This window comes from Granulicella sp. WH15 (genome assembly GCF_009914315.1).
Lineage (GTDB): Bacteria > Acidobacteriota > Terriglobia > Terriglobales > Acidobacteriaceae > Edaphobacter.
This window is the reverse complement of sequence record NZ_CP042596.1, coordinates 433,549-456,727: the sequence shown is the minus strand read 5'-3', so window position 1 is coordinate 456,727 and position 23,179 is coordinate 433,549. Positions and strand designations below refer to the sequence as shown.

General features: G+C 63.3%; 22 protein-coding genes. 11 read left to right on the top strand and 11 right to left on the bottom strand.

Annotated elements, in window-relative coordinates; translation table 11 throughout:
• Positions 1 to 119: 119 nt before the first annotated feature.
• From rnc to FTO74_RS01980, 4 genes are all read left to right on the top strand, one after another.
• A complete protein-coding gene (gene rnc / locus FTO74_RS01995; protein WP_162536642.1) occupies positions 120 to 959 on the top strand; it encodes a ribonuclease III in 840 nt (279 codons plus the stop codon).
• Positions 956 to 1,699 (top strand): signal peptidase I, encoded by a 744-nt coding sequence (gene lepB / locus FTO74_RS01990; RefSeq protein WP_162536641.1) that lies wholly within the window; start codon positions 956 to 958, stop codon positions 1,697 to 1,699. The genes rnc and lepB (FTO74_RS01990) overlap by 4 nt, the downstream gene beginning before the upstream one ends.
• A 426-nt stretch (positions 1,700 to 2,125) precedes the next feature.
• On the top strand, positions 2,126 to 2,917 hold the full coding sequence (lepB, locus tag FTO74_RS01985; protein WP_255462605.1) for a signal peptidase I: 792 nt from the start codon (positions 2,126 to 2,128) through the stop codon (positions 2,915 to 2,917).
• 21 nt (positions 2,918 to 2,938) lie between these two features.
• Positions 2,939 to 4,567 carry an AsmA family protein gene (locus FTO74_RS01980; protein ID WP_162536639.1) on the top strand — a complete coding sequence of 543 codons (1,629 nt, stop codon included), beginning with the start codon at positions 2,939 to 2,941 and terminating at the stop codon, positions 4,565 to 4,567.
• 52 nt (positions 4,568 to 4,619) lie between these two features.
• Here the strand turns inward: FTO74_RS01980 and FTO74_RS01975 are convergent, their stop codons facing one another.
• Together FTO74_RS01975 and rlmB are read right to left on the bottom strand one after the other, a co-directional pair.
• Complete coding sequence (locus tag FTO74_RS01975; RefSeq protein WP_162536638.1) at positions 4,620 to 6,578, bottom strand: M1 family aminopeptidase; 1,959 nt, start codon at positions 6,576 to 6,578, stop codon at positions 4,620 to 4,622.
• On the bottom strand, positions 6,575 to 7,375 hold the full coding sequence (gene rlmB, locus FTO74_RS01970) for a 23S rRNA (guanosine(2251)-2'-O)-methyltransferase RlmB (RefSeq protein WP_162536637.1): 801 nt from the start codon (positions 7,373 to 7,375) through the stop codon (positions 6,575 to 6,577). Before rlmB ends, FTO74_RS01975 begins: the two co-directional genes overlap by 4 nt.
• Positions 7,376 to 7,518: 143 nt before the next feature.
• Between rlmB and FTO74_RS01965 the strand changes: the two genes are divergently transcribed.
• From FTO74_RS01965 to FTO74_RS01955, 3 genes are read left to right on the top strand one after another with little or no spacing between them, the layout of a single operon-like run.
• Positions 7,519 to 8,154 carry an RNA polymerase sigma factor gene (locus tag FTO74_RS01965; protein ID WP_162539644.1) on the top strand — a complete coding sequence of 212 codons (636 nt, stop codon included), beginning with the start codon at positions 7,519 to 7,521 and terminating at the stop codon, positions 8,152 to 8,154.
• On the top strand, positions 8,151 to 8,600 hold the full coding sequence (locus FTO74_RS01960; RefSeq protein WP_162536636.1) for a hypothetical protein: 450 nt from the start codon (positions 8,151 to 8,153) through the stop codon (positions 8,598 to 8,600). The genes FTO74_RS01965 and FTO74_RS01960 overlap by 4 nt, the downstream gene beginning before the upstream one ends.
• Positions 8,597 to 9,160, top strand: coding sequence for a zinc ribbon domain-containing protein (locus FTO74_RS01955; protein ID WP_162536635.1), 564 nt, complete (start codon positions 8,597 to 8,599; stop codon positions 9,158 to 9,160). The genes FTO74_RS01960 and FTO74_RS01955 overlap by 4 nt, the downstream gene beginning before the upstream one ends.
• A gap of 119 nt (positions 9,161 to 9,279) precedes the next feature.
• Here the strand turns inward: FTO74_RS01955 and FTO74_RS01950 are convergent, their stop codons facing one another.
• Together FTO74_RS01950 and FTO74_RS01945 are read right to left on the bottom strand one after the other, a co-directional pair.
• Positions 9,280 to 10,122: a LytTR family DNA-binding domain-containing protein gene (locus FTO74_RS01950; RefSeq protein WP_162536634.1), complete on the bottom strand. Its 843-nt coding sequence runs from the start codon at positions 10,120 to 10,122 to the stop codon at positions 9,280 to 9,282.
• A gap of 151 nt (positions 10,123 to 10,273) precedes the next feature.
• Complete coding sequence (locus tag FTO74_RS01945) at positions 10,274 to 11,368, bottom strand: DUF481 domain-containing protein (RefSeq protein WP_162536633.1); 1,095 nt, start codon at positions 11,366 to 11,368, stop codon at positions 10,274 to 10,276.
• Between the two features lie 286 nt (positions 11,369 to 11,654).
• On the opposite strand from FTO74_RS01945, the gene FTO74_RS01940 reads away from it, so the two are divergent.
• On the top strand, positions 11,655 to 11,939 hold the full coding sequence (locus tag FTO74_RS01940) for a hypothetical protein (RefSeq protein ID WP_255462448.1): 285 nt from the start codon (positions 11,655 to 11,657) through the stop codon (positions 11,937 to 11,939).
• Between the two features lie 37 nt (positions 11,940 to 11,976).
• Here the strand turns inward: FTO74_RS01940 and FTO74_RS01935 are convergent, their stop codons facing one another.
• Both FTO74_RS01935 and FTO74_RS01930 read right to left on the bottom strand, forming a co-directional pair.
• Positions 11,977 to 12,243: a hypothetical protein gene (locus FTO74_RS01935; RefSeq protein ID WP_181955718.1), complete on the bottom strand. Its 267-nt coding sequence runs from the start codon at positions 12,241 to 12,243 to the stop codon at positions 11,977 to 11,979.
• Positions 12,244 to 12,447: 204 nt separating this feature from the next.
• Positions 12,448 to 13,335, bottom strand: a complete 888-nt coding sequence (locus FTO74_RS01930; protein ID WP_162536632.1) for a Type 1 glutamine amidotransferase-like domain-containing protein — start codon at positions 13,333 to 13,335, stop codon at positions 12,448 to 12,450.
• A 227-nt stretch (positions 13,336 to 13,562) separates the two neighbouring features.
• Between FTO74_RS01930 and FTO74_RS01925 the strand changes: the two genes are divergently transcribed.
• The gene (locus FTO74_RS01925) at positions 13,563 to 15,083 is read left to right on the top strand and encodes a hypothetical protein (protein ID WP_162536631.1); all 1,521 of its coding nucleotides are present in this window, start codon (positions 13,563 to 13,565) and stop codon (positions 15,081 to 15,083) included.
• A 5-nt stretch (positions 15,084 to 15,088) separates the two neighbouring features.
• Here FTO74_RS01925 and glmS read toward each other — a convergent pair whose 3' ends face one another.
• The 4 genes from glmS to FTO74_RS01905 all read right to left on the bottom strand — a co-directional run bounded on the left by glmS (position 15,089) and on the right by FTO74_RS01905 (position 19,863).
• Positions 15,089 to 17,047, bottom strand: coding sequence for a glutamine--fructose-6-phosphate transaminase (isomerizing) (gene glmS, locus FTO74_RS01920; protein WP_162536630.1), 1,959 nt, complete (start codon positions 17,045 to 17,047; stop codon positions 15,089 to 15,091).
• A gap of 136 nt (positions 17,048 to 17,183) precedes the next feature.
• A complete protein-coding gene (locus tag FTO74_RS01915) occupies positions 17,184 to 18,020 on the bottom strand; it encodes a glycosyltransferase family 2 protein (RefSeq protein WP_162536629.1) in 837 nt (278 codons plus the stop codon).
• Positions 18,021 to 18,247: 227 nt separating this feature from the next.
• Entirely contained in the window at positions 18,248 to 19,510 is a 1,263-nt protein-coding gene (locus FTO74_RS01910; protein ID WP_162536628.1) for a beta-ketoacyl-[acyl-carrier-protein] synthase family protein, read from the bottom strand.
• Positions 19,511 to 19,608: 98 nt separating this feature from the next.
• Entirely contained in the window at positions 19,609 to 19,863 is a 255-nt protein-coding gene (locus tag FTO74_RS01905; RefSeq protein WP_162536627.1) for an acyl carrier protein, read from the bottom strand.
• A 121-nt stretch (positions 19,864 to 19,984) separates the two neighbouring features.
• On the opposite strand from FTO74_RS01905, the gene FTO74_RS01900 reads away from it, so the two are divergent.
• Positions 19,985 to 20,845, top strand: coding sequence for an alpha/beta fold hydrolase (locus FTO74_RS01900; RefSeq protein ID WP_162536626.1), 861 nt, complete (start codon positions 19,985 to 19,987; stop codon positions 20,843 to 20,845).
• A gap of 324 nt (positions 20,846 to 21,169) precedes the next feature.
• Here FTO74_RS01900 and FTO74_RS01895 read toward each other — a convergent pair whose 3' ends face one another.
• Positions 21,170 to 22,240 (bottom strand): 3-oxoacyl-[acyl-carrier-protein] synthase III C-terminal domain-containing protein, encoded by a 1,071-nt coding sequence (locus FTO74_RS01895; RefSeq protein ID WP_162536625.1) that lies wholly within the window; start codon positions 22,238 to 22,240, stop codon positions 21,170 to 21,172.
• Between the two features lie 289 nt (positions 22,241 to 22,529).
• Between FTO74_RS01895 and FTO74_RS01890 the strand changes: the two genes are divergently transcribed.
• The gene (locus FTO74_RS01890; protein ID WP_162536624.1) at positions 22,530 to 22,874 is read left to right on the top strand and encodes an L-rhamnose mutarotase; all 345 of its coding nucleotides are present in this window, start codon (positions 22,530 to 22,532) and stop codon (positions 22,872 to 22,874) included.
• Positions 22,875 to 23,179: the final 305 nt, after the last annotated feature.

The following is a 23,179-nucleotide window of genomic DNA, read 5'->3' as shown; positions in this document are numbered from 1 at the left end:
GTAGGTCGAGGCTTTAGCCCCGACATTAAAACTTGCCACAGATGCGGGCTTTAGCCCGGACCTACCCCAGAAACAACGGCAAAAGCGCCCTGACAAAGTGCATCCGGTAAAGTAAAACGATGACGAAGCGCCGGACGAAATCGTCCACGAAAGTATCTGCTCCTGCGTTGGCCGAGGTGGAATCGGTGCTGGGGCACCATTTCGCACGCCCCGAGCTGCTGGAGCTGGCGCTGACGCACCGATCCTATGTCTATGATTTAGAAGGGCATGATCCACGAAACCCCGAAGCCACCGATCCCGGCACACTGGCCAGCCTGGCCGATCCCGGCCGGGATAACGAGCAGCTCGAGTTCGTCGGCGACGCCGTGCTGGGCCTGCTGGTGGCTGAGTCGCTCTGCCGCCGGTTTCCCGGCTCGCGCGAGGGTGAGCTGACCCGGATGCGAGCCTCGGTCGTCAGCCGCAAGCACCTGGGCGAGGTAGGCAAACGCCTTGAAATTGGCAACTGGCTACGGCTGGGACGGACCCTCGAGGCCAATGACGGACGCAACAATGCAGTGATCTTCTCGAACGCCGTCGAAGCGGTGATCGCGGCTTTGTATCTTGATGGCGGGATTGAGGTTGCGCGGCGCTTCGTGGAAGAGGCCGTCGTCGAGAACGCCGCGCCCCGGCTGGCGGAATCGCTGGTGCGGGGCGACCGTTTCAGCGGCGCGGTGGGCGATCACAAGTCCGCGTTGCAGGAGTATCTGCAGGGTGCGGGGATGGGTCAGCCGCGCTATCGCCTGCTGAAGGAGTCCGGCCCGGCGCACCGGCTGGTCTTCCGGGTAGAGGTGAGGGCGGACGGCATGGACGAGGCGCTGGCCGAGGCCGAGGGGCCCAGCAAAAAAGAGGCGCAGAAGGAAGCCGCGCGGCTGGCGTTTGAGAAGCTGCAAAAGAAAGACGCGGCCGGAGCCGGTCGATGATGGAGGCTCCCATTGCAGGGGAGGGCCAGCCGGTCCAGCATGGGGCGACGCATCACCGTCATCAGCAGCCGGAGGGCGTGCTGCCCGTCGTGCAGTCGCTGCTGTACATCCTCATCGTCGCGCTGTTTGTGATGACGTTCACGGTGCAGCCCTTCCGCATCCCCTCCGAGAGCATGGAGCCGACGCTGCTGGTGGGGGATTTCCTGCTGGTGGACCGCGAGGCCATCGGCGGCTCTGCCGGGTGGCTGCTGCCGCCGAACACCATCTCGCGGCGAGACGTGGTGGTCTTCCACTTCCCGCTGGATGCGAATGTGCATCTGGTGAAGCGGGTGATCGGGATGCCGGGCGACCGGCTGCACCTGCGCGATGGGCAGGTTTACATCAACGGCAAGCCACTCGCAGAGAGCTACGCGGTCTACCGGGAGACCGGGCCGGATGCCTACCGAGATAACTTTCCGAGGCTCCAGAACGCCAACCCGGCGGTCAACTCGGACTGGTGGATACGGATGCGGACGCTGGTGCGGGACGGCGAGCTGACGGTGCCTCCCGATAGCTACTTTGTGATGGGCGACAACCGCAACAACAGCGAGGACAGCCGCTACTGGGGGCTGGTGCCGCGCTCGGCTGTGGTGGGTAAGCCGATCGTTATTTATTTCTCCCTGCGGGAGCGGAGCCGCGACCAGCCGGATAAGAGCCGGGGTGTCGCTCGCTGGGATCGGATGTTTCGGATCGTGCGTTGAGTCTGTTCAGGGCGCGGCTTTAGCCGTGCCTAAATGTTCGGGGTGAAGAGAAGAAAGCATACCTCGGGGGCTAAAGCCCTAATTGCGTCCGGGTTAAAACCCGGACCTATCAGCCCGAACCTACCCCAGAAGCAACGGCAAGAACAACTGCAAAAACAGAAGCAGATTCCTCCGCTTCGCTCCTGAATGACAACCAAAAGAACAGGCAACGGCAACTGCGCCCTCGCGCCGGGCGGGCGGCATTTCGTGCGGTCCTGGACGCTTCGCGTAACAGCAAAAATCTCCAAGCTCCGCTCTTATCCCCTTTTTCCTTTTTATCCTCGTTACGCTTTGTTCTTCGGCCTGGATTTTGCAACATCCCCGGGAAGGGTACACTTGGACGAGCAACAGAGTGGAGACAGGCGCGTGGATGGTTTAGAGACAAAGTTGCCGGTAAACGAGCCGGAGGAGACCGCAGCCGAGCAACCGGCAGAGACCGAAACCCTGCTGGAGTCGATCGCGTCCATCTGCACCATCCTGGCGATGGGCCTCTTCGCCATGTCGTTCGTCTTCCAGAACTTCGAGATCCCCTCCGGGTCGATGATGGATACGCTGCTCATCGGCGACCACGTGCTGGTCGACCGGGTGACCCTGGCCCCCGAGACCAAGTGGGCCAAGTTCATGCACTACCGCGACATCAAGCGCGGCGACATCATCGTCTTTCTGAAGCCGGGTGAGCCGGACCTCTTCCTGGTCAAGCGCGCCATCGGGATTCCCGGCGATCACATCCACCTGCGCCACGGCGTCGTGTACCTGAACGGCGTCGCCCAGAACGAGCCGCAGGCCCGGCAGGTGCAGGACGACTCCGACCCGCAGGACGCCTACACGCCCTTCCGCGACGACTTCCCCTCCATCCCCGCCTCGCCCGACCAGGGCGCGACCGAGAGCTGGTCGGTGGACATGCCGAACTATGTGCAGGGCGACGATATCGTGGTGCCGCCGGGGCGCGTCTTCGCCATGGGCGACAACCGCACCCACAGCCTCGACGGGCGCTACTGGGGCTTCGTGCCGCGTGAAAATATCGTGGGACGGCCGCTCTTCGTGTACTGGTCGTTCGAGACTCCGGCGGACCAGATCGACAAACAGACGGTTGGGGAGCGGGTCGGATTCTTCGGGCACACGATGCTGCATATCTTCGACGAGACGCGGTGGAAGCGAACACTGCATCTGATCCGGTAAGGTGTGTGAGCAATGCAGGAGATGAATCGCCACGAAGTAGCGGCGGAGCCGACCCCGGCTGAACCGTACGCATATGCGGAGCAGCACGAGGCCCAGGTTCCCGAGGACCTGCTGGGCGACGGCACTTGGCTGCGCCGGATCATCGTCGTGCTCTCCATCCTGGTGGCGCTGGGTCTGATGGTGGTGCTGCCCCCGCTGGTGAACGTGAGCCGCTACCGGCGGCAGATCTCGACCAGCATCAGCGCCAGCCTGGGGCGGCCTGTGCACCTCGATTCGGTGACGCTGAACGTGCTGCCGCTGCCCGGCTTTACCCTGAATAATTTTGTAGTGACGGAAGACCCAGCCTTCGGCACCGAGCCGGTCATCCGCGCCAACACCGTGCGGGCGACGCTGCGCATCAGCTCGCTGTGGCGGCGGCATGTGGAGTTCTCGACCATCTCGCTGACCGAGCCGAGCGTCAACCTGGTCCACCTGCCGGATGGCCGCTGGAACCTCGAGAGCATCCTGTTGCAGGCGTCGCGGATGCCCGTGGCCCCCACCGCCCAGAAGGGTGCCGGGCAGACGCAACGGTTTCCGTACATCGAGGCGACTGACGCCCGTGTGAACCTGAAGCAGGGCGACGAGAAGGTGCCCTTTGCCCTGACCGAGGCGGAGTTCGCGCTGTGGCTCTCGGAGCCGGAGCACTGGCAACTGCGGCTGGAGGCTCACCCGGCGCGCACGGATACCAGCGTCTCCGACACCGGCGTGTTGCGGGTGGAGGGCACGCTGGGACGCGCGGCCACCAGGGCGGGCGTGCCGGTAAACCTGACGGCGGAGTGGAGCGCGGTGCCGCTGGGGTCGGTGAGCCTGATCGCGCTGGGACGCGACCTGGGAATGCGTGGCGAGATGACCTTGACGGCCAGCGCTCGCGGAACGGTGGGCGAGCACGTGGCTAGCACCCGGGTGCAGTTGACCGGGCTGCGGCGGTCGGACTTTGTGCCGGACCACTCGCTGGACGTGGATGTGCGCTGCTCGGCGACGGCAACAAAGATGATGCACTCGTTGCAAGGGATACGTTGCAATTGGCCGACCGCGGATAAGACCGGCGGGGTGGTTTTAACCGGCGACCTGCCGGATCTGCGGCAGGTCGCCACTGCCTCCGGGGAGCTGAAGGTGAAGGCTGTACCGGCCTCGACCCTGCTGGCCGGGCTGCATGTGGCAAGCACGCGGGTACCGCGGGATCTGACGCTCAGCGGAGTGCTGGACGGCTCGGCGACCATGCCTCAGGCGGGCGAGCTGGCTGGATCGTTTGTCGTGAAGGACGCCAAACTGGCTTTGGGCAAAACGATCTATGTGAAGAGTGACCTGGTGGCCAAGATCGCGGGCGAGCACGCGGAGCTGCAACCTGTTGCCATCGACCTGGGGGGGCGGGAACCGGCCACGCTGACCGGGGCGGCGGATAGACAGGGGTTTGAGATCGGCCTTCGCGGGACGGCGTCGCCCACTGCCCTGGAGGTGTTTGGAGCGGTGCTTCCGCAGGCGGGCACGCTGCCTGTGGGCGGCACGGCGACGATTGACGACCGGGTGCGCCGGGGTTGGAGGCAGGGTAGCCCCTGGACTCTGGTGACGCCGGTCAAGCCAAAGGCCAAGGGCCATCGGCACCGCCGTTAGACAGAACCTCTACCGCAAATGCTGTCTGGGGCGTTGCCCGTACCGAAGCACCTTATGGCCGCGTGATCTTTACCTGCACTTCGCGGGTGTGGATGCTGTTTCTCAGCTCCGGAACCGTGCCGTCGTTCACCTGCACCTGGTCCGGCGCGCCCTCGAAGACGATGCGGGTGGAGGCCGTGCCGCCGCCGGGAATACGCAGCCGCTCGGTGGCCGTAAAGGTGCCGTTGCGCACCGTCACCGGCACCTCGGCGACGGCGTCACCCTCGTTGTGTACCTCCACCGCGACCAGGTAGCCCGCGTTCTTGCCCGGCCTGTCGGGCAGAGGGCGCGGGGCCACGCTCAGGATGGTGAGGTCGGGCAGGCTGCGGTCGCGGTAGACCCAGTCGTCGAAGAACCAGTTCAGATCGCGCTTGGCTAGGCGCTCGAGCGTGTGCTGAAAGGCTTTGGGATCGGTGTCGAAAGCGGGGTTGAGCTGCTCGCTATGACGATAAGCCTGCAAGGCGCGTTTGAGGGTGTCGTCGCCGACGATATCGCGCAATTGCCAGAAGACGGCGGCGGCCTTGTTGCGGAAGAAGACCTCGGAGCTGCTGTGGACGAGCGGCTGTCCCAACTCCGTGGACTGGGAGCTGGATTCGGTGGCCGAGGCTTTAGGGGTGGTGAGATCCGGCTCGGCGAGCGCGACCAGCGTGGCCTGGTGCTGAAGCTCGGCGACCACCGCCGGGCGTCCGAGTTTGCGCTCGATCCAGAGCAGGTTCATAAATTGGGCGACTCCCTCGTTGATCCACGGCTGCGACGAGCGCAGCCATGAGTGAGCCAGCCCGTGGACCGCCTGCGCGGAGAGATCGTCCGCCGTGGCGTTGGGGTCGAGCGGCGTGACCAGCAGGGCATCGTCCTCGAAGGACTGGCCGGGGTGGTCGAGCACCGTCAGCGGCTGCGTGGGCGTCGGTCCAAGCCAGTCTTGCAGCAGCGGCTGCACCTCTGCGGCGGCAGCGGCCAGCGGTTCGATGGACTCGGAGATTGGCGTAACCACTGCCAGCAGCTCGCCGCCGGTGACGACCGCAGGCTGCGGCGGCACGAAGAGGCTGGGGCTGCGGAAGCCGGTGGGATGCGTGCCAAAGTCGGCGGTGGCGACGCCGTGGGTCTCGGCGACCGGGGCGTCCTGGGTATCGTCGAGCTTGTCGAGCGGCTGCGTACGGCCGTTGAAGATGGCTACGCTGGGGGCTTCGCCCGCGTACTCTACCGTGAGCCGGAGGTGGAAGGTCGCGGACTCCTGCTGGAGGCGCTGCTGGCCGACGACCTCGAAGAGCCGGTTGGCATCGCCGAGCAGCGCCGTGGGTGCCGCGACCGGATACCAAAGGACGTTGCCGAAGCCGCGCAGGCCGATCCAATCCGCTGCGGCCTGGTCCCAGTCGGCGAAGGCGGCGCGGTCTGCGGGGGAGCCGAGAAGCTCCAGCCGAGCGGCTGACTGGCGCAGGTCGCCAGCGTAAAAGATGGTGAGGGTGAGGGTTGCGTCGGGCGCGAGCGGCTCGACGGGGGTGAGCACCGCCTCCTGCGCGTAGCCGGTGTGGTCGGTGTCCGTCGCGATGGGCGACTGCGTGAACGGCACGGGGCGCAGGCCGCTCGCGGAGCCAGCAGCGATGCTCTGCCAGCGCAACGCGCTCGAGAGCTGCAACGGAATCCGGACCAGCGGCGCGGAGCCGATGTTGCGGATCGTCAGCGTGGCCTGGGCCTCGGCGTGCGGAGCCGCCAGATGCAGGTCGAGGTCGGTCGCGGTGATCGCAACGGAGCTGCGCTCGGCGTCGGTGACAGGCGTGTCGGGAGCTTTGTCCGGCGCGGTCGTGGAGGCTGGTGCTGCCTTGACGGCGTCGGTCGAGAAAAGCACCTGACCGGGAGGCGGCGCCGGCTCGGCCGGTACGGCCTCCGGAGACTGAGCACGCAGCCCGGTGCTTGCAAGAGCGGCGAAAAGAGCAACGGGAAAGGCGTGCTGCCGGAGGGTTTTGTTTCGGATCACGAGCCGAGGCCTTTGCGGGGTTTTACGGGTTTGGCCACGACAGCGGGCGGAGCGAGTGGAGATCGGCGCTGGCGCAGCGCCTCGTACATCACGACCGCGCCCGCCACCGAGACGTTCAGCGAGGAGACGCTGCCCGCCATCGGAATTCGCAGCAGGTGGTCGCAGGTCTTCTTGACGAGGTCGTGCAGGCCCGTGCCCTCGGAACCCAATACCAGCACGCAGTCGGTGTTGAAGTCGAAGTCGGTGTAGTCGGGCGTGCCGCGCTCATCGAGCCCCAGCACCCAGGTGTTGGCCTTCTTGAGCTGCTCGAGCGAACGCACCAGGTTGGTGACGCGGGCGATGGGCACATGTTCGGACGCACCGGCCGAGGTCTTGGCCACCACGCCGCTGATAGGCGCGGATCGCCGATCCGGCAACAGGACGCCGTCCACGCCCGCGCCATCGGCCGAGCGCAGCAACGCGCCCAGGTTGTGCGGGTCTTCCACGCCGTCGAGCGCCAGGTAGAACTTGCGATTGAAGCGCGGCGGCGCGGCGATCAGGTCTTCAATGGCCAGAAACTGGCGCTCACGCACCGCGGCCACCGCGCCCTGGTGGGCGTCGGTGCGGGCGATGCGGGTAAGCTGATCCTTCGATTCGACCGAGCAGCGCACACCGGCTGCCTTGCACAGATCGATGATGCGCTGGAGCCGGTCGTCGCCCTTGTCGCGGCGGTCGCGAGAGACGAGCACGTAGTCGAGACGGCGGCTGCCTGAGCGGATAGCCTCCTCGACAGGGTGGAGGCCGTAGAGAACTTCCATAAACTCTAGTTTACCCCTTTATATCCGCCGTTTTTCTTCCGTCCGTTCCGCCATATGGGCTTAGAATTGCGGTGACGCCAGCTTTAAATGCGAAAATACCCCCAATTAGAGACTTTCCGGAGAAACATCTCGTCTTGAAGAACATGATCACGGCACGGCAGATTCTGACTGCGGAGATGGTCGCGACGACTGAGCGCGAAAATCTTGCCATCGCCCGTGGACTGAAGCGCAACGATCCGGAGCTGCTCGATCAACTGATCGAGCTGTACCAGCACCGGCTGCTGCGCTATCTGCTCTTCCTGACCGGCAAGCGCGAGGTGGCCGAAGACCTCTTCCAGGAGACCTGGATGCGGGTGCTGCTGCGCGGCGCGCAGTACAACGGCAAGGCCCGCTTCGACACCTGGCTGTTCACCATCGCGCGCAATTTGGTTATCGACCTCTCGCGCAAGCGTACGATGGTCAGCCTGGACGAGATGAGCGAGGCCGGGGACGACGAGCGGCCGTTCGAAGTCGCGCTCGACGCGCCCTCTCCGCTTGAGCAGTTTGCCACGCGCGAGAGCCGGGCCGAGGTGGCAGAGGTGCTGTTGCGGCTGGAGCCGAACTATCGCGAAGTGTTGGTGCTGCGGTTTCACGAAGAGATGTCGCTCGAAGAGATCGCGGGCGTGACCCAGGCTCCTCTATCGACGGTGAAGTCCAGGCTGTACCGTGGCCTGGCGGCGCTGAAACCGGAGATGGAGCAGATGCGGCGTGTGCGCGCAACCGGAAGCGGGGGGCTATGAGCATCGAATACGACTCTTTCGAATCGGCCTCGCGTATCGGGAACCCGATCGAAGGCCAGGCAGAAGGACGGGACGACAGCAACACCATTCGCAGCGCCATCAACGCCAGCCGAATGATGAACGGAGCAGCCATCTCGGCCACCGTGGCCAACCGGACGCACCGCATTGTGCGCGAGCGGGCCAACATCCTGCGGGCTCGGCGCAGCAAGGTGCGCAGCCTGTGGATTCCCTCTCTGGTGTGCGCCAGCCTGCTGATGGCTGTGTGCGTTGCGGTATGGACGGTGCTCGATGAGTATGAGATCGCGCCCAGCGGCATTCCCGACGCCAGCCAGCAGTTGCTGGTGCAAATGATGTGGTCGCTGCCGCTCTCGGCAGCCCTGCTGGCCTGGGTGTGGTTCCGGCGCAGCAACGGACAGGCCGGTGATGAGGGCAGGAACCCGCGATGACGACGCCTTGGAGTAGTGGGAAGCGAGAATCCGGCAGCGGAGACGAGAAGGCCGAGTGGAACAACGCCGGCGACGATCTGGGCATGATTCCCCGGTGGTCGATCGTGCTGGCCGTTATCGGCTTCGGCTTGATGCAGTACCTGTTCCACTACATCATGCCGCACCATAAGCACGAGCTGCTGCCGATGCGTCTGCTGATGGGCTACTCGTGGGGAACGCTGGTCGCGAGCTATGTGCTGCTGGTGGGCTATGTGAGCCGCGACGTGAAGCTGCGCAAGATGCCCGCCGGGCTGTGGCTGCTGATCGTGATCGTGATGCCGGGCGGAATCGGCGCGGTGGTCTACTTCCTGCTGCGTCAGCCTCTGCTGACGCGCTGCCCGCACTGCTCCACCGAGATATCGTCCAACTGCCACTTCTGTCCTCAGTGCCAGTTTCAGGTGTCGGCGGTTTGCGGGCGATGCTATCGCGGAGTTCAGATTACGGATATCTACTGCGAGCTGTGTGGGCACGACCTGGCCGAAGATCACACACCAGCAAGGTTACGCGCCTTCCACGACTGACGAGAATCTCTCTTCCCGACCAGCGGGAGGACCACGCGAAGCCAAGTACAGCACGAAGTGCCGCCCGCCGCTCAAGAGGCCCGTCCGGCGGGACAGCTTTCAATCTGTAACTCTATAAGTTACAGATTGAAAAGCTCTCGCAGCCTCTTTGTCTGGGACCGGCTTACCGGAATTTCGGTGCGTTTGGCGTCGTCCATGCGTAGCTGGTAGCTGGACTTGAACCACGGCACCACCTCGCGTATGTGCTGGATGTTGACCACATACGAGCGGTGCGCTCGCCAGAACATCGCTGGGTCGAGCTGCTCCATCAGCTCCTCGAGAGTGCGGCAGTTCGACTGGCCATCCACCGAGGTCGTCATGACCGAGATCGCGCCCTCTTCGATAGAGGCGAAGCAGATCTCGCGCTGATCCACCAATAGCAGCCGGTTCTGCGCCCGGACGACGATCTTGCCGGGGTTGGTACGGGGAGTCTGAGTGGCCTCCTCCACCAGGCGCAACAGCGCGTCCAGTTTGGCGTCCAGGTTCGCATCCAGTGGAGAATCCGGCGTCGGGTCGTTGGGCTGGTCGGGTTCGACCGCCTCCGCGACGGTCGCTGCCAGTCTGGCCCGGGCCTTGGTGATGGTCTGGCGCACGCGGTCGCCGTCGAAGGGCTTGAGCAGGTAATCGACCGCGTTCACCTCGAACGCGCGCACGGCGTAGCGGTCATAGGCGGTGGCGAAGACCACCTGCGGCAACGGCATCTTCTTGTCAATCAGCTTCTTCAGCACGCCGAAGCCGTCCAGACCGGGCATCTGGACGTCGAGAAAGATCAGGTCGGGCCGGTGCGCGCGGACCAGATCCACGGCCTCGATGCCGTTGGTTCCGATGGCGACGACCTCCACGCCATCGACTGCCTCTACGAGATACTGAAGCTCCTGCCGTGCCAGTGGTTCGTCATCGACGATCAACGCCTTCAAGATCATAAATACCAGTGAATCACAGAGGGATCGAGGGGAGTCAATTCAGCCCTGCCCGCAAGTGAGGATCAGACAACAACAAAGGCCCTCCCGCCGACCGAAAGCTGCTCGCTTCCGACCGACGGGAGGGCCTCAGAGGACGATCCCGCCCAAGTACTTACCGGGGTTTGATGGTGTAGGTGACGCCCACGTTGAACTGGGTGGAGTTCTGGTTGGTGCCGACGGGCGCGTTGTTCAGGTAGTCGTCGATAGCCGTCACGTTGAAGCCCAACCCCTTGTACACCGGGAAGACCAGGCTCGCGTTGACGTGCGCCGAGTAGGCGTTGCTGTTGTTCCACGCCGGCGAGACGCTGCCGAACTCGTTGAGGAGGATGCCCTTCTGCAGATGACGGACATAAGTCTCGGCAAAGGTCGATCCGACCAGGTTCTCGTTCTGGCCCACCGTGGTATCGAAGAACTCCTGCTTCTCATAGTGCACGTCGGCCCGAAGATCCAACTGCTGCACGGGAGACTTGATGAGCGTGATACCGATACCGCCGCCGTATGCCTGCTGCAGGTCCAGGGACTGCGAGAAGTTGTGGTCGAAGGCGACGTTGCCGAAGGCGAACAGGCGCGGGCTGAAGTACTCGTCCCGCTCCGCATCGGCGTGGAAGATGTTGGTCTTGATCTCGTCAACTCCCGGCTGCGTGACCGTACCGTAGGACTGGTTGTAGTCGAGCGACGTGCGCGAGCGGGGCGGCAGCCAGGTGGCGCTCGGCTCGGCGCGTACCAGGCCGATGGCTCCATTGAAGGTCGTGGAGTTCTGAGTGGCGCGCACCAGGCTTACACCGCCCGTGGCCAGTCCGGCCCAGCCGTGCAGGATGCCCGGGTTGCTGTGGACGGCCTTGAGGAAGTCGGGCGTGGGCATGAGCAGGTTGGTGTCGGCCACCGGAACGTTCTTGGAGCCAGCCGGAGCTGTGACAACGATATCCTTGCCGGTTGCCGCGACCGCGCCCTGGGGAACATCAGCTACCGCGTCCCGGCGGGTAAGCTTCACGTTCTTGGGGATGACGGCAAATGACTTGGAAGTGTCGAGGGACTTGATATTGGCCCAGACGACGGTGATCTCCCCAACCATGGGGCTTTTGAACTTGATGCCGGAGCTGTCGGCGCTTTCGAGGTCGCCCGTGATCTGTTCACCGTTGGTGAAGACCAAGGTGTCGGGGGCCTTGGCGGCTGCCTGTGCCTTAGCGACCTGAGTATTCGCGACCAAAGGGAGAAGTGCGAGGAGGGATAGGATCTTAGTGGCTCTGATGGGAGGGCTCCTGAATTTGAAGTCTGGCCTTAGCACGTTCAGCATACCTCGATTCTCCCGCGGGAAAACACGGTTTTACTCCGGTGAGCCAGGGGCGAGGGAAGTAATGCAGATATGGGGAAGGGCACGTCTTTGCTGTTGATTTCCTATTTTTTCTGATGCAGGTCTCCCCAAAAGGTTGGCTGAACGTGCACTTTGAGAGGTCACCAGAGGGTGCCTTCTCTGGTTCTGATACTCTGCGCTGATGAGCCTGAGACGCATGGTGACCAACGGGGTGGTGGGGCTGCTGGTAGCGGCGGCGGTAGTGTGGTTCGGCGACTGGGCGGTGTGGCGGGTGCGGGTGGCGCGCGGCGGCGGCGTAGCGACGGTGCAGGTGAACCGGGTGATCGTCGCGCCGCTGAAGGGAAATAAAGAGGAATACTACGCGGACGGGACGACCGTGGTCGATTGCAGCCTGTCGCTGCTGCCGCAGACGGGCGCGGGCGCGTGCTGGTGGGTGCGCGGGCACCGGACCGTCTACGAGCGGTAATTATTCAATATGGGTGGGGTCGTGCTCGCGGGCGACGCTAGGGATGAGCTTTCATCCAACGATGGGCACCGAAGTCCGTGGCGATGCTGGCGGCCAGCAGACCGAGCGAGATGCTGAGTGCTCCGACGATCCATGCGGCGTCGATGCGGCCCTTGAGCATGAAGAAGTCGAGGATGCCGAAGACGAGGACGAGCACGGCCGCCTCGGCGAAGAAGCTGGAGCAGCGCCGGGCAGTGATGACAACCAGGTCGAGGAGCGGGGAGTGCGGCTGGGGGGTGGTCTCGCCTCGTGCCGGGGATGGCATCAGGCGAAGTCCCGTGGAGTTTGGAGTGGGGAGGCTTGAATCGGAGAATACGCTTGGCTGGAGCCCCACGCGGGAGCTTAGTACATTTTTGTGAAACATAAAGAACCCTTGTGATACTGCCCTAAGGGTGCTCCCGCGCGGGGTTAAAGTCCAGTCAATTTCAGGTGAAAACTCCGGTTATTTGGGGAAAATAGCTGAAATCAGCTACTTGGCGGCAGGCTCGTCCGGGTGCGGGACGAAGGTCGGAACCCGGTTCACCAGGTTCAGCTTGTCGCCGGTGCGGAGGTAGTAGTAGCCCTTGCCGTCGTGGTCCTTGCCGTCCCAGACCGCGACGCGCTTGGGGCCGTTGACCAGAACGGTGTCGCCGTGGACGGTGATCGAGGTGGCCTGATCGAGGCCGAAGCAGAGGAGGTCCGGGTGGGCCTTGATGACGACGGCCATGTCGTTCTCACGGTGGCGGACGTCGACGTGCTGGTCGAAGGTGGCGTTGGTGACGAAGCCGAGGCCGATCTCATGGCCGGGGGCCATCATGATCGTGTTGTCGTCGGGCACGGCCGAGCCGCGCACCATGTAGGAGCCCTGGATGGTGGCTCCGGCGGAGCCGCCGCCGATGACGCCGCCGCGGTCGAGCATGGCGAAGAGCTCCTTCTGGGTGAGGGTGTCGAGGTAGGCGTCGGCGATGCGCCAGTGGCGGCCGCCGACGAACCAGACGCCGGTCGCCTTCTTGAGCGGCGCGACGAAGGCGGGAGTATTGGCGACCTTGGGATCATTGGTGTAGATGACGGTGCAGGGGACGCCGGGGAAGGCGGCAAAGGGGCTTTTAGCTCCGCAGTACTGCTCCTGGAGGGCGGCCTGCTCGGTGGGCTTGGTGACGGAGCCGTTGGGGATGACAACGATGTTGGCCTTGTCGCCTCCAGCCATCTTGACCAGACGCTCGTAGTCGCGGGGCTCGGTGGCTCCGCCGGTGATGAGGAGGTAGCCCTTGGCCGGACCGTGCGAGGGCGGGTAGGCGTGGGCAACGCCGGTGAGGGCGGCGGCCATGCACGCGATGCTGAGGAGGCGCGTTAAAATAGTCCTGTTGCCGAAGGTCATCTCTTCTCCTGAACCCTGATATCTGAAAGCGTAGGGGAAGAATAATTCATAGGCGAGCCATCTACCAGCTATCCTGTGAAGTCGCAGTGTCTTCTTCCGCTAAGTCTTCGGCGAAAAAGGACAGTAAGCCCGTCTTATTTTATTTTCATCACTGGACTGCACTGGAGAGGCCGGCTCCTGCGGCGATGTAGTTTACTGGCGAGTCATTCGTCCTACGCAGGAGCAAAGTGGATCTAGCTACAAAGTTGGAACGTATTGCGTCGGCCGCCTTGTTGTTTTGCGTCGCGTTATTTGCCGTACAAACAATACACTGGCCGGTTACGGGCGACGAAGCCCTCATGCACTATGTTGCGTCCGAGATGCAGTCAGGGGTAGTCCCCTATAAAGACATCTTCGACATCAACTTGCCCGGCTCTTATGTGGCCGACTGGGTGACGATCAGGCTCTTCGGGGATTCCGACCTGGCATGGCGCTTCTATGACTTCGGGCTCTTATTGCTGATCGGCGGGGCGATGTGGCTTTTGCTTCCAGCCCGAAGGCGATTTCCGGCAGTGTGGGCCGCGTGCATCTTTGCCCTTATTCACGCCAGGGATGGAGTCGAACAGGCCGGTCAACGCGACCTGACGGCGGCGGCGCTGGCGATCGCAGCTACGGCGCTTCTCGTTCGTGGCAATCGCAGCGAACGATGGGACCTGCGAGGGGGCTTTGGCGTATGCGTCGGGATGGCCACACTGATTAAGCCGACGCTGATCCTTCTCTTGCTGCTCCCCTTGGTGGGGGTGTTCCGGAGAGAGAAGAAAGCCCTCACTTCCCTGCTGGTAGCGATTGCAGGTTTTCTAGTTCCCTGTATTGTCTGCGTGGCATGGCTTTCTCACAAGGAGGCGCTCCAGCCTTTCATCTTCTGCATGTTCAAGCTGGCGCGCTTTCATTCAGCCACCGGCCATGCCCGCATCTCCAAGCTGCTTTACAGCGGCATCTCTCCTTTATTACCTTTTGCAAGTCTCTGGCTTATCTCTTTGCTTGTCCGAACCAGAACTTCGGGCCACATCGACCTATCCGCGCTCCCATCCGAGAAGATCGTCCTCTGGGCTGCCATGGGCATCGGCCTGCTCTCTTATTTCCTGCAGGGCAAGGGATTTTTATATCAGCGTTATCCGCTCCTCGTATTTCTCCTCATACTGGCCTGCGAAGACCTGTCGGAGATGCTGCGCGGCAATCGATTCCAGCAACTTGCCGCACTCTCGCTTTTGATCTGGACAAGCTTTGTCCTCGGCCCTTCTTCGGTATGGAAGGCGAGTCACTACGACTGGCAACATCGGCAGTTTGTGGAGATGTTGCGCAGCGATCTCGGGGCGACGAGCGGTCCCGATGTCGCAGCTCTTTCGGGCCGGATTCAGTGCGTCGATTCGATCTCGGGCTGCGTAGAGACGCTCTATAAGCTGCATCTTCGACAGAGTTCCAGGGCCCTATACGACGAGTTCTTATTCCACAACGGAGGAGACGCCGTCTCTCTGTCACGCGCGGCCTTCTTACGCGACGTTCAAAACCCGCCGCAGATTTTAGTCATCAGTGAGTCGTTATTTCCGTCCGGCCCCTCCAATTACCAGAAGATCGCTTTATGGCCACAGTTCGATCTCTGGTTGAGCCGGAACTATAGCCTGGTAACTGAAAGAAGACTGTTGCCGGTGCAAAGTGTAGGTCGCCCCTTTACACCGGCGGGCTATCGCCTTTATGTACTTCGGAGATAAAACGTCTACTCCACTGTTACGCTCTTCGCCAGATTCCTGGGCTGATCCACATCGCAGCCTCTTCTTACGGCGATGTGGTAGGCGAGGAGTTGCAGGGGGACTACTTCGAGGATGGGCAGTAGCAGCTCCGGGGCGGCGGGGATGTAGATGACGTGCTCGACTAGCTGTTGGATCTCATGGTCGCCCTCGATGGCGATGGCGATGACGCGGCCCGAGCGGGCTGTGACCTCCTGGATGTTCGAGAGGGTCTTCTCGTACTTCAGCACGCTCGACGGGTCCGCAGGGTCCTTGGTGGCGATGCAGACCACCGGTAGCGTCTCGTCGATGAGGGCGTTGGGGCCGTGCTTCATCTCGCCCGCAGGGTAGCCCTCGGCGTGGATGTAGCTGATCTCCTTCAGCTTCAAAGCGCCCTCGAGCGCGATGGGGTAGTGGATGCCGCGGCCCAGGAAGAGGAAGTCGCGGGCCGTCGAGAACGACTTGGCGAGCTGGTGGCACTGATCGTCTACCGACCGCAGGATCTCTTCGATCTTGCCGGGGATGCGGGCCAGCTCGGTGACCAGGTGGAGCGACTCCGCAGATGAGACCGTGCCGCGCTGCTGCGCCAGGTACAGCGCGAAGACGAAGAGCGCCGTGAGCTGGCCCGTGAAGGCCTTGGTGCTGGCTACGCCGATCTCAGGGCCGGCGTTGGTGGTGATGGTGCCCGCCGCCGCGCGCGTGATCGCCGAGCCGACGACGTTGCAGATGGCCAGCGTCTTCGAGCCTTTGCGGATCAGCTCCTGCTGGGCGGCGATGGTGTCGGCCGTCTCGCCCGACTGGGTGATGAGCAGGCCCAGCATGGTGGCGTCCGGGATGGGGTCGCGGTAGCGGTACTCGCTGGCATAGTCGACATCGACCGGCAGGCGGGCCAGGCGCTCGATCATGAACTTGGCCGCGAGGCCGCTGTGCCACGAGGTGCCGCAGGCCGCGATGGTGATGCCGGTGGTGGTGCGGAACTCCTCGGCGGTGATCTGCATGTCGGGCAGGAAGACCTCGCCGGTGTCGAGCGAGACGCGGCCCAGCGTGGTGTCGCGGACGGCGCGGGGCTGCTCGTTGATCTCCTTGAGCATGAAGTGCTTGTAGCCCGCTTTTTCGGCCTGGATGGGGTCCCAGGTGATGCGCTGCACCCGCAGCGGCAGGGGCGCGCCGTGGAAGTCGGTGAGGGTGATGCCGTCGAGGGTGAGGGTGGCGACCTCGCCGTCTTGCAGGAAGTGGATGTTGCGGGTGTGGTGGAGGATGCCGGGGACGTCGGAGGCGAGGAAGAACTCGCCTTCGCCGATGCCGAGGACGGCGGGCGGGCCCATGCGGGCGGCTACGAGCTTGTTGGGCGAGTGCGCCGAGAGGACGCCGATGGCGAAGGCTCCGGTGAGGCGCTTGACGGCGCGGCGGACGGCCTCTTCGAGCGGCAGGATCTCGAAGGCCGAGGAGGTAAGGGCTGCCGTGGACTCGTTGGTCTCGGCGGCCTCGGCGGTGTGCCCAGCCGCGTGTTGAGCCGCGTGCAGTTCCAGCTCGTCCTGGATCAGGTGCGCGATGATCTCGGTGTCGGTCTCAGACTGGAAGCGGTGGCCCTTGGCGATGAGGCCCTGCTTGAGCGAGAGGTAGTTCTCGACGATGCCGTTGTGGACGACGACGAGGGTGCCGGTGCCGTCGCGGTGAGGGTGGGCGTTCTCCTCGGTGGGGCGGCCGTGCGTGGCCCAGCGGGTGTGGCCGATGCCGAAGGTGCCGTGCAGCGGCGACTGTGCGATGACGGCTTCGAGGTTCTTGAGCTTGCCGGGGGCACGGCGGAGGGCCAGTTCTCCGGGGGCTTCGGGTGCGCCGCCGACGGCGATGCCTGCGGAGTCGTAGCCACGGTACTCGAGGCGGCGAAGACCTTCAATGATGACGGGGACGACTGACTTGGGACCGATGTAACCGACGATTCCGCACATGCGTCTAGTGTACTTCGGCACTTCGTGCTGTTCTCGGGGCGGTATGGGGGCTTCCCACTGGTCGGCAGCGAGAATCTTTATTTCCGACCAACGGGAGGACCACGCGAAGCCAAGTACAGCACGAAGTGCCCCGGCGTTAGGGCGTCTTTGTTGGTTCTGACTCGGCCTGTTGCAGCTCTTCGGTCTTCAGGACGATGAAGTACTCGTAGATGGATTGCAGGATGGAGTAGCGGAGGCCGGGGATGCCGTCGAGGAAGCCGCGCTTGGCTACGTAGAGGAGCAGGAACTTAATTAACGGACGCGCGGGCAGACGGTAGAAAAGTTCTTTCTGGTGGTAGCGGCGCTTGTGGAAGTCCTTCTCGGTGAAGGCCGAAACGAGACTGAAGGGCTCGCGGCCACGGCGGTTGGTAACGATCTGCGAGGCCTCGAAGGCGCTGTACTTGTTGTGGCGGTCGACCCAGTGGCCGATGCCCTTGCTGAAGGGAAAGTGGTCGAGGTAGCCGGAGAGCTGGCCGACCGGGCCGTCGGGGATGGAGATGGGATTGACGAGGCGCTCGTAACGCATCTTCTCGGGCCGGAAGAGGCGCATGTAGAAGGGCGAGGTCTGGACGTGGCGGAGCCAGGTTCCGGAGAAGAAATCGCGGCGCTGAATGCGGAAGGCGACGTGGTCGCCGGGGTTCTCGGAGGCGGCGAGGACGCTGTCGCGGAGGGCGAGGGTGACGATCTCGTCGGCGTCGATGTAGAGAACCCAGGGGTGGCGGAAGGGGATGTTCTGGAGCGCCCAGTTCTGGTGGGCGGCCCAGTTGTCGAAGGGGCGCTCGGTGACGCGGGCTCCGGCCTCGCGGGCGATGGCTACGGTCGCGTCGGTGCTGAGGGAGTCGTAGACGTGGACGTCGTCGGACCAGGCGACGGAGGCCAGGCAGGCGGGGAGATCCTGTTGCTCGTTTTTGGTGAGGATTAGGATGGAGACCATTTGTGGCTATGGTATCGAATGGTTGTGAGTTGTGTGTTGTAAACACGAGAACCGCACGAAGTGCCGGTCTTTCGAGTACGGCACGAAGTACTCCGATGTGAGGACGCTTTTGCCTCTGCTTTTGAGGTATCCAGAAGCAAAAAAGACAAAAGCAGAAGCAGATTCCTCCGCTTCGCTCCTGAATGACAACCAAGAAAACAGACAACGGCCACGGCCTTTAGTTCGGATCAGGCGAAGGTGCGCAGGGCGATGACGGCGTTGAGGCCGCCGAAGGCCAGCGAGTTGGAGATCGCGACTGTGGGGCCGGTAGGGCGAGGGGCGTTGAGGATCAGGTCGAGGTTCAGGGTGGGGTCGACGGTCTGGGTGGTGGCCGTGGCCGGGAGCTGACCGCGGTGGAGGGCCAGGGCCGTGGCGACGGCTTCGATAGCTCCGCTGGCACCGATGGAGTGGCCGTGGAGGCTCTTAGTGGAAGAAACCGGAATGTGCGGCGCGCGCGCACCGAAGACCGCGTGGATAGCGGCGGACTCGACCTGATCGTTGACGACGGTGCCGGTGCCGTGAGCGTTGATGTAGCCGACCTCTTCCATCAGGGACTGGGCGTTGCCGGGCTGGTCGGTCTCTTGCAGGGTGCGGGCGGCGTCGCGGAAGCAGGCGTGGATGGCGGCGGTAGCTCCCTCGGGCTTGGGCTGAGTGATATGGTGGGCGTCCGAGGACATGCCGAAGCCGAGGATCTCGGCGTAGATGGTGGCGTTGCGGGCTTTTGCCGAGGCGAGGCTCTCGAGGATCAGGATGGCTGCGCCTTCTCCGAGGGTCATGCCGTCGCGGTCGGCCGAGAAGGGGCGGCAGCCGGTGGGGGAGACGACGCGCATCGAGTCCCAGGCGCGGAGGAAGCCGAAGGTCAGCGGGGCTTCGTGGCCGCCGGTGAGGGCCGCAGTGACCAGGCCGCTGCGGACCATCTGGAAGGCCAGGCCGATGGCGTGGGTGGAGCTGGCGCAGGCTGTGGAGATATTCAGCGTGGGGCCGGTGATGCCGAGGTCGATGGCGATCTGGCTGGCTCCGGAGGAGGCCATAGAGCGCGGGACCGTGAGCGGGTGGACACGGCCGTTGGTGGTGTAGAGCTTCTTGGTCTCCGGCTCTTCGGCGTGGCGGCCGCCGGTGGAGCAGCCGAGGACGATGGCCGTGTTCTCGGGCGCGTGGTGGTCGCGCAGGGCGGCTTCGAGAGCGGCCTGACGGGCGGCGACGACACCTAGCTGGGCGGAGCGCTCGGTGGCCACGACGGCCCCGGAGGTCATGTGGGCGTAGGGGTCGAAGCCCTTGACCTCGGCCATGTGCTTGAAGCGCAGGCCGGGATCGCCCGTGGGCGGCTCGGGGAAGAGCGTGGTGAAGGGAGCGATGCCGGAGGTGCCGGCGAAGAGGCTGGTGGTGAACTCGGCGACGGTGTTGCCGATGGGGGTGATGCAGCCGAGGCCGGTGATGACTACGCGGTTCATGGGGTTCCTGATTTCGTGCTGGGATGATTCCCGGATTGGAGTAGAACGGTCGGTCGAGATGGTGCAGGTGCTCTCCGGGGTGTATCCGGCTCGCCGGGTTAGTGTTGAGGCTGGGTCTTGGCGGCCAGGAGAGAGTTGACACCGTCGACTACATCGGCAACGGTGCGGAGCGAGTTGAGCGAATCGTCGGGGATCTCGATGGAGAAGATGTCTTCCACCTCGAAGGTCAGGTTGATCTTATCGAGAGAATCGATCTGAAGCTCATCGAAGGTGCTCTCCGGGGTGATGCTGTCTACCGGGATGGACTTCGATTTGGCGATCAGCTCGATGATGCGGGTGGTTACGTCGTCCATGCGTGCGGTCTCCCAATCGTCGTGTCCTGTAACGTTTTCGATGCCGAATCCAACTCCAGTGTACGGAATGAGTTTAGATGGTAGTCGTGAATCGGCAACGATGCCATGCTAATCTCGCCGGATGAAGTCTCTTTCCGTTTTGGGAGTCAGAGCGTTGGCGCTGGGGCTGGTGATGAGCGCAATGGGGTTGCAGGCGCAACAGCAGGGGATGGAAGTCTCGGCGGATATGGTGCTGCCGCAGCCCCCGCCTACGGCTCCGCTGGGCGACTGGACCGTCGCAGCCGGGCGCGAGAAGGTGACGCTGGAGCGGGGCGGCGGCGTGGTGCTGCGGGGATGGAGCTTTGCCTCTGCGAAGGCCGGTGCGCCGACGGTGCTGTTCTTTAATGACAACGATATGACGGTGGACCACTCGGAGTCGCTCTATCGGTCGATTGCCGCCGCCGGGGCGCAGGTGGTGGTCTTCGACTATCGTGGGTACGGGTTCAGCATGGGTGAGGCTGGGGTGGCCGCGTTTCGGGCCGATGCCGCTGCCGAGTACGACTTTGCGGTGAAGCGGGCGGGCGGGCCGGTCGTGGTGTATGGGTTTGCGATGGGGACCGCGATTGCCACCAGTGTGGCGGTGCAGAGGCCGGTGAAGGGGATGATTCTGGCAGGGACGATTGCTTCGGCTGCCGAGGAGATTCCGGTGTATGCGAAGACGCAGGGGCTTACCGATGAGGATCTGAAGGGGATCAAGCTGGACGCGGGGGTGGTGGAGGCTTTCGACCTGGTGGGGCGGGTGAAGAAGTCGAAGGCTCCGTTGCTGATGCTGCATGGGGGCGCGGATAAGATGGTGCCGATGGCGCAGGGGCGGAAGGTGTTTGCGGCGAGTGCGGCGGGGGAGAAGAAGTTTGTGGTGTTGCCGGGGGTGGGGCATCAGCAGACGGCGGGGAGTGCGGTGGGGTTGAAGGCGGTGGGGATGTTTTTGAGTGGGTTGAAGTAGAGCTTTTACGCGAAGCGTCCAAGACCGCACGAAGTGCCGCCCGCCCGGCGTTAGGGCGCTTTTGTTGTTGTTTTCAAATAGAAAAGTGCCCCATATCTCAAAGTCGAGAGATGGGGCACGATCATTTGCGGCGAGGTTGAAGGAAGCATACCTCGGGGGCTAAAGCCCGCGTCAGTGGCGGGTTTTAATGTCCGGGCTAAAGCCCGGACCTACCCCAGAAGCAACGACAAAGACAACAGCAGAAGCAGATTCCTCCACTTCGCTCCTGAATGACAACCAAGAAAACAAGCAACGGCAACGACAAGAACAACGGCTACGGCTGGATTACCACTGGAGGAGGACCAGCTCCAGGCAGAAGGCTGGCCCCATCGCGGCCAGGATCGAGTAGGTGCCGGGCTTGCCGGGGTGGTTCTTGAGAGTGTCTTCCAAGACACACAGGACCGACGCTGCTGAGAGGTTGCCGACCTCGGAGAGGGACTTCCAGCTCAGGGCCAGCGCTCCTTCCGCTCCTTCGGGCAGGCCGAGGGCCTTTTCGGTAGCCTCCAAGACCTTGGGGCCGCCGGAGTGGAAGATGTAGGAGCTGATATCCGATAGCTTCAGTCCCTGATCGGCCAGGAAGCTCTCCGCGTCGCCGCGCAGGTTGGCCTCGACCACCTTGGGGACGTCGGGCGAGAGGACGATGCGGAAGCCGCTGTCGCGGATATCCCAGCCCATGACGTGCTCGGTGTGGCGATAGAAGGTGCTGCGGGTGGCGAGAATCTTGGGGCCGGTGGAGGGATTGGGCAGCTTGACGTCGTCGCCGATGACGATGACGGCGGCGGCTCCATCGCCGAAGAGGCCGGTGGAGATGAGGTTCGCGATGGACTGGTCATCGTCCTGCCAGGTGAGCGAGCACAGCTCGATCGAGAGGACCAGCGCTATCTGGTCGGGGAAGGCGCGGACGTAATCCGAGGCGCGGGCGATGCCGGCGGCTCCGGCGACGCAGCCCAGGCCGAAGATGGGGGTGCGCTTGACGCTGGTCGGGAACGGCATCCGGTTGATGAGGCGGGCGTCGATGGTGGGCGACGCGACGCCGGTGACGGTGGCCGAGAAGATGGCGGAGATGTCGGCGGCGGTGAGGCCGAGCGGAGCCAGGGCGCGCTCGATGGCGAGCTGGCCCAGCTCGACGGCGGCGGCGATCCAGGCGTCGTTGGTCTGCTTGAAGCCTACGAGCGTGGTGTAGTGCTCGATGGGAAAGACCAGATAGCGGGTGGCTACGCCGCAGTTGGCATGAAGACGGGTGAGGAGCCGGGGCTCTTCGAGCTTACCTTCCCAGCGGGTAAGAAGGGCCTGCGATATCTCGGACTGAGTGTAGCGGTGCTTGGGGAAGGCTGAACCAACGGAGGCGATTTGCATTGTCGTTGAAGGCTCTCTCTTGGTGCGAGGGTGAGATGCAACAGTAGGTGAAGTTTAGTACGGACGAGTGAAGGTCTGTTGAAGTGGATGCATTTCAATGAATTACGGTTAGTTGCGCGGTTCCGAAAGCGGACAGGAACGAGGGAATAACGATACTTGGTTCCAGATAGCCCGCAGGGGAATGGGGGTAACTCGAGGGCTGCCGGGGAGCGATTCCAGCGGCCTTTTCCCGGCCGGGAGCATTTAGAGTTGAGGGCGACGCAACCTTTGATGGGGAGATGGGTTCACGATGAGACGTTACTGTCTAACACTGGATTTGCAGCGCGATGCGGAGAAGATTGCGGCCTATCGGCGCTATCACGAGGATGTATGGCCGGAGGTCAAGGCCAGCCTGGTGGGGTCAGGGGTTACCGAGATGGAGATCTACCTGTTGGGCACACGGATGTTCATGATTATGGAGGTCGCGGATACGTTCTCGTTTGAGGCCAAGGCGGAGGCCGACAAGGCCAACCCCAAGGTAATGGAGTGGGAGGCGCTGATGGGGCAGTTTCAGGATGCTCCGGCGGACGCCTCGCCCGTGGCGCGCTGGCAGTTGATGGAGAAAGTGTTCACCCTGAGCGAGCAGCTCGGGTAAAACGGACGCATGGCTCGCCAAATGCGGCTAGACGAGTCTAAGCAGTTACAACCATTGAGGTACGTCTGTTTCTCCTTTAAGAATGTTCGAGGTCTGGCGCGTCTTCTTCCCCGCAAGGAACGTCTTTCGCAAATGAAGCCACGATTGCGATTGGATTGTGACATATAGCCCCCATAATGGGGCTATGCGGCCCGGTACGGACGCAGCTTGATTGAAAACGGCCGCCGCGAAGACAGGCAGGCGGCCAGGAAAGAGTTATTTGTGATCGGACGGTTCGGAGGTCTTGTGTTAGGAAAGAGTTCATT

Excerpts from the sequence above, each read along its gene's own strand:
- rnc (WP_162536642.1), top strand. The coding sequence starts at position 120 with ATGACGAAGCGCCGGACGAAATCGTCCACGAAAGTATCTGCTCCTGCG.
- lepB (WP_162536641.1), top strand. The coding sequence starts at position 956 with ATGATGGAGGCTCCCATTGCAGGGGAGGGCCAGCCGGTCCAGCATGGG.
- FTO74_RS01980 (WP_162536639.1), top strand. The coding sequence starts at position 2,939 with ATGAATCGCCACGAAGTAGCGGCGGAGCCGACCCCGGCTGAACCGTAC.
- rlmB (WP_162536637.1), bottom strand. The coding sequence starts at position 7,375 with ATGGAAGTTCTCTACGGCCTCCACCCTGTCGAGGAGGCTATCCGCTCA.
- FTO74_RS01965 (WP_162539644.1), top strand. The coding sequence starts at position 7,519 with ATGATCACGGCACGGCAGATTCTGACTGCGGAGATGGTCGCGACGACT.
- FTO74_RS01960 (WP_162536636.1), top strand. The coding sequence starts at position 8,151 with ATGAGCATCGAATACGACTCTTTCGAATCGGCCTCGCGTATCGGGAAC.
- FTO74_RS01955 (WP_162536635.1), top strand. The coding sequence starts at position 8,597 with ATGACGACGCCTTGGAGTAGTGGGAAGCGAGAATCCGGCAGCGGAGAC.
- FTO74_RS01950 (WP_162536634.1), bottom strand. The coding sequence starts at position 10,122 with ATGATCTTGAAGGCGTTGATCGTCGATGACGAACCACTGGCACGGCAG.
- FTO74_RS01940 (WP_255462448.1), top strand. The coding sequence starts at position 11,655 with ATGAGCCTGAGACGCATGGTGACCAACGGGGTGGTGGGGCTGCTGGTA.
- FTO74_RS01935 (WP_181955718.1), bottom strand. The coding sequence starts at position 12,243 with ATGCCATCCCCGGCACGAGGCGAGACCACCCCCCAGCCGCACTCCCCG.
- FTO74_RS01930 (WP_162536632.1), bottom strand. The coding sequence starts at position 13,335 with ATGACCTTCGGCAACAGGACTATTTTAACGCGCCTCCTCAGCATCGCG.
- glmS (WP_162536630.1), bottom strand. The coding sequence starts at position 17,047 with ATGTGCGGAATCGTCGGTTACATCGGTCCCAAGTCAGTCGTCCCCGTC.
- FTO74_RS01915 (WP_162536629.1), bottom strand. The coding sequence starts at position 18,020 with ATGGTCTCCATCCTAATCCTCACCAAAAACGAGCAACAGGATCTCCCC.
- FTO74_RS01910 (WP_162536628.1), bottom strand. The coding sequence starts at position 19,510 with ATGAACCGCGTAGTCATCACCGGCCTCGGCTGCATCACCCCCATCGGC.
- FTO74_RS01905 (WP_162536627.1), bottom strand. The coding sequence starts at position 19,863 with ATGGACGACGTAACCACCCGCATCATCGAGCTGATCGCCAAATCGAAG.
- FTO74_RS01900 (WP_162536626.1), top strand. The coding sequence starts at position 19,985 with ATGAAGTCTCTTTCCGTTTTGGGAGTCAGAGCGTTGGCGCTGGGGCTG.
- FTO74_RS01895 (WP_162536625.1), bottom strand. The coding sequence starts at position 22,240 with ATGCAAATCGCCTCCGTTGGTTCAGCCTTCCCCAAGCACCGCTACACT.
- FTO74_RS01890 (WP_162536624.1), top strand. The coding sequence starts at position 22,530 with ATGAGACGTTACTGTCTAACACTGGATTTGCAGCGCGATGCGGAGAAG.